The organism is Nocardioides speluncae (genome assembly GCF_003121585.1).
Taxonomy (GTDB): domain Bacteria; phylum Actinomycetota; class Actinomycetes; order Propionibacteriales; family Nocardioidaceae; genus Nocardioides; species Nocardioides speluncae.
In genome coordinates this window covers 1-8,486 of the sequence record NZ_QEOO01000014.1, presented here as the reverse complement: position 1 = coordinate 8,486, position 8,486 = coordinate 1, and the positions used below count along the sequence as shown (strand labels likewise).

The window sequence follows — 8,486 nt, the reverse complement described above, 5'->3', positions numbered from 1 at the left end:
TCGGGCCAAGCTTGCGATGGGTCACGAACACGGAGGAGAACCAGCCGGTTCACCCTGCCAGCCAGCCCCGGGCCAGCCACCACTGACACTCACAGCTTGCGAAGACTCGCCTCGACCCGGAGCTCCGCTGGCGGCGTCCTCATACGTCAACACCGGCCGGGTCGGCGTGCTGGTGGGTGAAGACGGGCCGGGTCGGCGGATTAGGGTGGCGGGGTGAAGGAGTTCCTCGTCTACACCGGCCTTCGGGTCCTGTTGTTCATCGCTTGCTTCGTCGTGGTCGCCGGCATTTGGGGGCTGCTGGATAGCGACGACCAGATCCCGGTTCTCGGGCCGCTGCTGGTCGCGGTGCTGCTGTCCGGGGTGGCGTCGTACTTCCTGCTCAACCGGCCGCGTGAGGCGTTCGCGCAGCGGGTGCAGGGACGCGCCGACCGTGCTGCCGCGAAGTTCGACGAGATGCGCAGCAAGGAAGACGAGTGACCGATCCCGAGTCCGGCGCGGGCTGCTGCCAGGTCTCTGACCGCTTCGACGCCGAGAGCCGGGACTGGCTGGACGAGGCGATCCGCAAGGTCGAGGCCGACGCCAACCGCTCGGCCGACACCCACCTGCACGTCTTCCCGCTGCCGGCGTCGTGGGACGTCGACCTCTACCTGAAGGACGAGTCGGTCCACCCGACCGGGTCGCTCAAGCACCGCCTGGCGCGGTCACTGTTCCTCTACGCGCTCTGCAACGGCTGGATCAACGCGACGACGACCGTCGTCGAGGCTTCCTCCGGGTCGACGGCGGTGTCCGAGGCGTACTTCGCCAGGCTGCTCGGGCTGCCTTTCGTCGCGGTGATGCCACGGTCCACCTCGCGGGAGAAGGTCGCGCTGATCGAGTTCTACGGCGGGCGCTGCCATTTCGTGGACCGCTCCGACGAGGTGTACGCCGAGGCGCGGCGGCTCGCCGACGAGTCCGGCGGGCACTACCTCGACCAGTTCACCTACGCCGAGCGCGCCACCGACTGGCGCGGCAACAACAACATCGCCGAGTCGATCTTCGAGCAGCTCGCGCTGGAGCGGCACCCGGTGCCGTCGTGGATCGTGGTCGGTGCCGGGACCGGCGGCACCTCGGCGACCATCGGCCGCTACGTCCGCTACCAGCGGCACCGGACCCGGGTGCTCGTGGTCGACCCGGAGAGCTCGGCCTTCTTCCCGTCGTACGTCGCCCGCTCGGCCGACGTGGTCACCGGCGGCTCGTCGCGGATCGAGGGGATCGGCCGGCCGCGGGTGGAACCGTCGTTCCAGCCCGATGTCGTCGACGCGATGCTCTCGGTGCCGGACGCCGCCTCGATCGCGGCCGCCCGGTGGTGCTCCGCGCTGACCGGGCTCTCGGTGGGCGGCTCGACGGGTACCGCGCTGTGGGGCGCGCTCCGGCAGATCGCGCGGATGCGCGCCGAGGGCGAGGCCGGCTCGGTCGTCACGCTGCTGTGCGACGGCGGTGAGCGCTACGCCAACACCTACTACGACGACGGCTGGCTGGCGGCGCAGGGCATCGACATCGCGCCGTACAGCAAGACGCTGGAAGGCTTCGCCGAGACCGGCGCGTGGGTGGAGCCCAGTGGTCGCTAGTCCCGGCGCCGGCGGTTGAGCTGCCGCTCGATCCGCGACTCGGGCTGACCGAGGATCTTCGCCAGGATCTGCACCCGGAGCTTCCAGGCCACGAAGCCCGCGACCGCGATCGCAACGATGATCAGGAATGTCACCATGCCGTCCAGCGTACGCCGCGGGATAGTCCAGAACGTTTGACATCATTTTCGGCGCCGAACCGATGTCAAACGTTCTGGACTATCCGGGCCTAGCGAGCGAGGAGAAGGCCGACGAAGATGCCGACGCCGTAGAGGAGCTCGGCGACACCGGTCTGCTGGAGGACCGGGATCAGGCTGATCCCGGAGGCGCGGCCGAGGACGATGATGCCGGCGCGGACGGCGGTTGGCGCGAACGCCAGGCCGAGGAGCGCCCACCAGCTGGTCGCTAGGGCGAGCCCGACCAGCGCGACGACCGCGGCGCCGAGCAGGAAGACGTAGAGGCCGCGGGTGCGTACCTCGCCCAGCCGGACGGCGAGGGTGATCTTGCCGGACTCGCGGTCGGTCGGGATGTCGCGCAGGTTGTTGGCGACCAGGATCGCGCAGGCCAGCGCGCCGATGCCGATGGCGGCGTACCCGCTCGGCAGCGCGATGTCGGCGTCGAAGGTCTCGGTCTGCACGTACGTCGTGCCGATGACCGCCACCAGCCCGAAGAAGACGAAGACCATCACCTCGCCGAGGCCGAGGTAGCCGTAGGGCTTCGAGCCGCCGGTGTAGAACCAGGCCGCCAGCACCGCGACCAGACCGACCGCGACCAGCCACCAGGCGGTGGTGGCCGCGAGCACCAGCCCGGCGACGGCCGCCACCCCGAACGCCACGAACGCCGCGTTCTTCACCGCCCGCGGCGCCGCGAGCTTGGAGCCGACCAGCCGCAGCGGCCCGACCCGCTCCTCGTCGGTGCCGCGGATCCCGTCGGAGTAGTCGTTGGCGTAGTTGACGCCGACCTGCAGCGCCAGCGCGACCACCAGCGCGAGCAGCGCCTTCCACCACACCTCGTCTCCGGTGTACGCCGCGACGCCGGTGCCGGCGAGGACAGGGGCGACAGCGGCGGGCAGGGTGCGGGGCCGGGCTCCGGCGAACCATTGGGCGGGGGTGGCCATGCCGAAGATTCAAGCAGCCTCGTTGTGCACAGCCTGCAGGGGCTCGAACTTCTGTTTGTACTATCTGTTGGTACTCTTGATACAAGACATACATGAGCATGAGGGAGGTCGGCATGGCTGTTACTCAGATTGACCTCGATGACGAGGCGCTCGCCGAAGTGATGCGGCTGTCCGGTGCCCGGACGAAGAAGGAGTCGGTGAATCTCGCGCTGCGGGAGTACGCAGAGCGACTACGCCGGATAGAAGCGCTCCGCCAGCATCGACTAGTTGCCCAGGGCTGGGACTACGAAGCGTGGCGAGACATGCGCGAGGCCGACAAGAGCCCGTCGCGGTGATCGAGTTCCTCCTCGACTCGTCGGCGCTGTGGCGGCTGCTACGCGACAAGACGTTGGCGACCGGGCTCGAGGAGCTCGTGAGTGCCGGCGCGGTCGGCTCGTGCGCACCGCAGCGGACTGAGTTCACTCGGTCCGCGCGGAGCCTCGAGGAGTACCTCCAGGTGACCGAGATGTTCGGTGACCTCTATCCGGATGTGGCGGTTCCGAAGGCGGCGTGGCGTTGGATCGAGTCGGCGCAGCACACCCTCGTCCGTGCGGGCGCCTTACGGGCACTGTCACTGCCGGACCTCCTGGTGTGCGCGACCGCAGCCTTGAGCGGGCTCGTCGTGCTGCACGATGACTCCGACTTCGTGACGGCCGCGCGTTACCTCACCGACGTTGAGGAGCAGCGGGTGCGGGAGCTCTGAGCTCCCGATCGGGTCAGGCCCGGTTGAGCATGTCGAGGTGGGGGATGCCGTCCTCGTCGTACTCGTCGCCGATCACGTGGAATCCGAGAGCGCCGTAGAAGTCGCGCAGATGGGCCTGGGCGGAGATCCGGACCGGCGCCCCCGGCCAGTGCGTCTCGCACGCCACCAGCGCGCGCACCATCACCGACCGGCCGATCCGGGCACCGCGGGCCTCCTCGGCAACGATCACCCGGCCGACCCGGACCTGGCCGTCGCCGGGATCCGGCTCCAACACCCGGGCATAGGCGACCAGTTCGCCGGCCGACTCACCGAGCAGGTGCCGGGTATCGCCGGCCAGGTCGCGGCCGTCGACGTCCAGATAGGGACTCTTCTGCTCGACGATGAACACGCGGTTGCGGAGTGCCAGGATCGTATGCAGCTGAGCTTTCGTCAGATCTTCGTGATGCAGGTCGGCCCAGGAGAGCTCCATATTGGGATTGAACCAGACCGGCCATAGTCCGCGCTGTGCGCGCCGCCGACGGCCCGGGCGGGATAGTTTGCTCGGGTGAACAGTCTCCGGCCGGTCAGCGGTACGCCGCGTGCGGTGGCCGGCCTGCTGCGCGACTGGTTGACGGCCGCGGCCGAACCGAGGCCGCTGGTCGTGGAGACGTCCGGATCGACCGGTACGCCGAAGCGGGTGGTGCTCTCGCGGGCGGCCGTGACCGCGTCCGCGCGAGCCACGGCCGAGCGGCTCGGGACCACGAGCACACCCGCCCGGGGCCAGTGGCTGCTGACCCTGCCCGCGTCGTACGTCGCCGGCATCCAGGTGATGGTGCGCTCGCTGCTCTCCGGTCACGAGCCGGTGCTGCTCGACGAGCACCCGTCGCTGGCCGAGGCGGCCGCGACCATGACCCACCCGCGCTTCGTCTCGCTGGTGCCGACCCAGCTGCACCGACTGCTGGGCTCTGACGAGGAGGTCGCGGAGCTGCAGACCTTCCACTCCATCCTGCTCGGCGGCGGCCCGATCGACCCGGCCCTGCGCACCAGCGCGGGCGAGGCCGGCCTGCGCATCGTCACGACGTACGGCGCGAGCGAGACCTCCGGTGGCTGTGTGTACGACGGGTACCCGCTGCCCGGCGTCGAGCTCGGGCTGGACCGGCACGGCCGGATCAAGATCCGTGGGCCGATGCTCTTCGACGGCTACGAAGGCGACCCGATGCTGACCCGCGCCGCGCTGGTGGACGGCTGGTTCCTGACCAGCGACCTCGGCCGGATCGACCTCGACGGGCGGCTGCACGTGCTCGGCCGCAAGGACGACGTGGTGGTCTCCGGCGGTGTCAACGTCCCGGCCGCGGCGGTGGCGAGCCGGCTGCGTGCCCACCCGAGGGTGTCGGCGGTCGAGGTGGTCGGCGTACCCGACGAGGAGTGGGGGCAGATGGTGGTCGCGTTCGTGGTCGGCGGGCTGAGCCTGGACGAGGCACGCAACTGGGTCGCGGAGTGCCACCCCCGCGCGTGGGCGCCGCACCGCGTCGTACACCTCACCGCGCTGCCGCTCCTCCCGAACGGCAAGGTCGACCGCCGCGCGCTCACCGAGGAAGGTTCGGGTTGAGGGTCTGGTCGATCCCGCTGCGCACCCGCTTCCGCGGCATCACCGTGCGCGAGGGGGCCCTGCTGCCGGGCCCGGGCGGCTGGGGCGAGTGGAGCCCGTTCCTCGAGTACGACGCACAGGTGGCCGAGGCCTGGCTTCGCTGCGCGGTGGAGGCGGCGGCCGGCGACTGGCCGGATCCGGTGCGCGACCGGGTCCCGGTGAACGTGACCGTGCCCGCCGTCGGCCCGGAGCGCGCCCACGAGATCGTGACCGCCGGCGGCTGCGCGACCGCCAAGGTCAAGGTCGCCGAGCCCGGTCAGAGCGTCGGCGACGACCTCGCGCGGGTCGAGGCGGTTCGCGACGCGCTCGGTCCGGCCGGCCGGGTTCGGGTCGACGCCAACGGCGCCTGGTCCATCGACGAGGCGGTCGCCGCGATCCGGCAGCTCGACACCGCCGCCGGCGGGCTGGAGTACGTCGAGCAGCCGTGCGCGAGCGTCGAGGAGCTGGCTACGGTACGGCGCGCGGTCGACGTACCCATCGCGGCCGACGAGTCCATCCGCCGCGCCGCCGACCCGTACCGGGTGCGTGACCTGGACGCCGCCGACGTCGCCGTACTCAAGGTGCAGCCGCTCGGCGGGGTCCGCGCCTGCCTGCGGATCGCCGAGGACATCGGGCTTCCGGTGGTGGTGTCGAGCGCGTTGGAGACCTCGGTCGGGATCGCCGCCGGCGTCGCGCTCGCGGCGGCGCTGCCGGAGCTGCCCTACGCGTGCGGGCTGGCGACCGTGCAGCTGCTGACCGCCGACGTGGCGACCGAGCCGCTGCTGCCCGTCGACGGCTGGCTTCCGGTTCGGCGGCCGGACGTCGACGAGGACGCGCTCGACGCGCTGGCCGCGCAGCCCGATCGGGTCGCGCACTGGGAGGCTCGGCTCGCCGAGGTTCGGGACGTAAGGCAAGATCGGCCGATGTGAGTCCACCCCCCGCCAACCCGTCGACCCGGCTTGCCCGAGCGGTGATCGGCGCCCTGATCGAGGCCGGAGTGCGCGAGGTTGTGCTGGCGCCGGGTTCCCGGAACGCGCCTCTCGCCTTCGCGGCGTACGACGCGGCGCAGCGCGGCCTGCTCCGGCTGCACACCCGGGTCGACGAGCGGACCGCCGGATACCTCGCGGTCGGGATGACCAAGGTCGGCGCCCGCGCCGCCGTGATGTGTACGTCGGGCACCGCCGTCGCCAACCTGCACCCCGCCGTCCTCGAAGCCGCGCACGCCGGGCTGCCGCTCGTGGTGGTGACCGCCGACCGGCCGGCGTCGCTGCGCGGCACCGGCGCCAACCAGACCACCGACCAGGTCGAGATCTTCGGCGCGATGGCTAGGTTCGCCGATCTGGCGTCGGATGAGGTGGTCGAGCGGGGAGCGCTAGCGAGCGTCGTCGAGACCATCGACCGTCCGGTCCACCTCAACGTCCAGTTCACCCCGCCCCTCGTCCCCGACCTCCCGTGGCACCACAGCCCAGAGGTGGTCTCGACGTCGATTGCTGCGCAACCTGCTCGACCACCCGGGGTGCTCCTGGCGAGGGGGCCGCGGACCGTCGTCGTCGCGGGTGACGACGCGGGGCCGGCGGCGCGGGTGCTGGCCGAGCGGGGTGGCTGGCCGCTGCTGGCCGAGCCGACCTCGGGTGCGCGCACCGGCCGCAACGCGCTGCGTACCTACCGGCTGCTGCTCGGCACCGACCTCGGCAAGCAGGTCGAGCGGGTCGTGGTGGCAGGTCACCCGACCCTGTCCCGGCCGGTCACCGGTCTGCTCGAACGTGCAGACGTCGAGGTGCTCTCGCTAAGGACGCGGGGGATCTGGCCCGATCGCCCGTTCGAGGCGACGGAGCACGACGCGATCGACGTGGAGGGCGACCCCGACGACCCTGCCTGGCTGGAGGCGTGGCACGCTGCCGACGCCGACCTCGGCCGCCGCATCGACGAGCTGCTCGCCGCCGAGCCCGACCTCACTCCACATGTGGTCGCCGGCGCGGTGAGTCGCGCCGTACCGCCGGGCGGGCTGCTGCTGGTCGGTGCGTCCAGCCCGATCCGCGACCTGGACCTGATGACCGTGCCGTACCAGGTCGGCGACCGGCGCAAGCTGATCGCCAACCGCGGCCTGGCCGGCATCGACGGCACCCTCTCGTCGGCGATCGGCGCCGCGCTGGGGCGGTCGCACGGCACCCGCAACCTGGCCCTGGTCGGCGACGTCACCTTCCTGCACGACGCCAACGGCCTGATCCTCGGCCCCGACGAGGCCCGCCCCGACCTGACGATCGTGGTGGTCAACGACGACGGCGGGTCGATCTTCTCGATGCTGGAACAGGGCGACCCGGCGTACGCCGACCGCTTCGACAAGTTGTTCGGTACCCCACACGGCGTCGACCTCGCGTCCCTGTGCGCCGCCACCCGCACCCCGCACTGGCAGGTCGACTCCATCCCCGAGCTCGAGCACGCGCTGGCCAACCCCAACGGCGGCATCGAGGTGGTCGAGGCCCGGGTCCGCCGGGACAACCGCCGCGACCTCAACGAGCGGCTCCGCGCGCTGTCGACGCAGAGCAGTTAGAGGCGGTCGATCTCGGTGAGGTCGATGTCGATGTCGAACGGCACCGAGAGCTTCAACCGATCATGATGGATGCCGGTGAGGGCGTAAGCCCTGGTCGCCGGGTCGAGCTCGTGCACATAGACCACGGGCCGGTCCTCGACGTTCTCCACGCGCCAGAAGTGTGGGATGCCGGCCTCCGCATAGAGCAGCGGCTTCCGTACGCGGTCCCGGTCGACTGAGTCGGGAGAGACAACCTCGACGACAAGCCGCACGTGCTCTGGCTGGTACGTCGTCTGGTTGAGATCGGTCACTCCGGCCGCGTCGAGAACAAGGACGTCAGGCTCCGGCCGCTGGTGCCGACCAAGGGTCACGGTCATCTCGGCACGCACCCGGAGGCCGCCGGGCACTGCGTCGCGCAAGCCATTCGAAAGCACAGAGATCACGAGGTGGTGGAACGCTCGCTGCGGACTCACGAAGAACAGCCCCCCGTCGATGAGCTCGGTGTGCGGAGGGAGGTTCGGCAGCCGGTCCAGGTCGTCGGCGGTGAAGCCGCCCGGTGGCGGCCGGAGCCACTCGGGAAATGCCTCGACGGTCATGCTCGCCTCCCTTCAACGTCGGAGTCGGTCTCGTCGGTTGCAAGTATGACACTGGCACTCGTGCGCCCGCTCTGTCACGAACTGCGACCGCGTGAAGCGATGGCGGCCGGGCAGGATGGCGCTATGAACGTGCAATCGTGAGCGGTGTCGGCACCCTCCGCTGACGCGATCCCGCTCAGCCGTCCTGGTGATCGATGCGCTGGTGGTTGCTGGAGCCGTGGCTCGGCTTGCGGCCCTCGTCGTCGTTCTCGAGTTCGGCGGCGATGGACACGGTGAGGCCGCCGAGCAGGA

At 70.9% G+C, this 8,486-nt stretch carries 11 protein-coding genes; 7 read left to right on the top strand and 4 right to left on the bottom strand.

What is annotated here, in order from left to right; all coding sequences use genetic code 11:
* Window positions 1-213: 213 nt before the first annotated feature.
* Entirely contained in the window at window positions 214-477 is a 264-nt protein-coding gene (locus DDV73_RS06685) for a DUF4229 domain-containing protein (protein WP_109506475.1), read from the top strand.
* A complete protein-coding gene (cds1, locus tag DDV73_RS06680) occupies window positions 474-1,607 on the top strand; it encodes an L-cysteine desulfhydrase Cds1 (protein ID WP_109506474.1) in 1,134 nt (377 codons plus the stop codon). Before DDV73_RS06685 ends, cds1 begins: the two co-directional genes overlap by 4 nt.
* Here cds1 and DDV73_RS27780 read toward each other — a convergent pair.
* Both DDV73_RS27780 and DDV73_RS06675 read right to left on the bottom strand, forming a co-directional pair.
* A complete protein-coding gene (locus DDV73_RS27780) occupies window positions 1,604-1,744 on the bottom strand; it encodes a hypothetical protein (RefSeq protein ID WP_154402638.1) in 141 nt (46 codons plus the stop codon). The genes cds1 and DDV73_RS27780 overlap by 4 nt on opposite strands.
* Before the next feature lie 89 nt (window positions 1,745-1,833).
* A complete protein-coding gene (locus DDV73_RS06675; RefSeq protein ID WP_109506473.1) occupies window positions 1,834-2,721 on the bottom strand; it encodes a 1,4-dihydroxy-2-naphthoate polyprenyltransferase in 888 nt (295 codons plus the stop codon).
* Window positions 2,722-2,834: 113 nt separating this feature from the next.
* Between DDV73_RS06675 and DDV73_RS06670 the strand changes: the two genes are divergently transcribed.
* Together DDV73_RS06670 and DDV73_RS06665 are read left to right on the top strand one after the other, a co-directional pair.
* Window positions 2,835-3,056 (top strand): type II toxin-antitoxin system VapB family antitoxin, encoded by a 222-nt coding sequence (locus tag DDV73_RS06670; RefSeq protein ID WP_109506476.1) that lies wholly within the window; start codon window positions 2,835-2,837, stop codon window positions 3,054-3,056.
* Complete coding sequence (locus DDV73_RS06665) at window positions 3,053-3,463, top strand: PIN domain-containing protein (RefSeq protein ID WP_109506472.1); 411 nt, start codon at window positions 3,053-3,055, stop codon at window positions 3,461-3,463. Before DDV73_RS06670 ends, DDV73_RS06665 begins: the two co-directional genes overlap by 4 nt.
* Window positions 3,464-3,476: 13 nt before the next feature.
* Here the strand turns inward: DDV73_RS06665 and DDV73_RS06660 are convergent, their stop codons facing one another.
* The gene (locus tag DDV73_RS06660; RefSeq protein ID WP_109506471.1) at window positions 3,477-3,932 is read right to left on the bottom strand and encodes a GNAT family N-acetyltransferase; all 456 of its coding nucleotides are present in this window, start codon (window positions 3,930-3,932) and stop codon (window positions 3,477-3,479) included.
* A gap of 75 nt (window positions 3,933-4,007) precedes the next feature.
* Here DDV73_RS06660 and DDV73_RS06655 point away from each other — a divergent pair, with 75 nt between their 5' ends.
* Genes DDV73_RS06655 through menD form a run of 3 tightly spaced genes read left to right on the top strand, consistent with a single transcriptional unit; the run spans window position 4,008 to window position 7,620 of the window.
* Entirely contained in the window at window positions 4,008-5,051 is a 1,044-nt protein-coding gene (locus DDV73_RS06655; protein WP_109506470.1) for an AMP-binding protein, read from the top strand.
* On the top strand, window positions 5,048-5,998 hold the full coding sequence (locus tag DDV73_RS06650; RefSeq protein WP_109506469.1) for an o-succinylbenzoate synthase: 951 nt from the start codon (window positions 5,048-5,050) through the stop codon (window positions 5,996-5,998). The genes DDV73_RS06655 and DDV73_RS06650 overlap by 4 nt, the downstream gene beginning before the upstream one ends.
* Window positions 5,995-7,620 carry a 2-succinyl-5-enolpyruvyl-6-hydroxy-3-cyclohexene-1-carboxylic-acid synthase gene (gene menD, locus DDV73_RS06645; RefSeq protein WP_109506468.1) on the top strand — a complete coding sequence of 542 codons (1,626 nt, stop codon included), beginning with the start codon at window positions 5,995-5,997 and terminating at the stop codon, window positions 7,618-7,620. The genes DDV73_RS06650 and menD overlap by 4 nt, the downstream gene beginning before the upstream one ends.
* Here the strand turns inward: menD and DDV73_RS06640 are convergent.
* On the bottom strand, window positions 7,617-8,195 hold the full coding sequence (locus DDV73_RS06640) for a Uma2 family endonuclease (RefSeq protein WP_109506467.1): 579 nt from the start codon (window positions 8,193-8,195) through the stop codon (window positions 7,617-7,619). The two genes, menD and DDV73_RS06640, sit on opposite strands and share 4 nt — an antisense overlap.
* Window positions 8,196-8,486 lie beyond the last annotated feature (291 nt).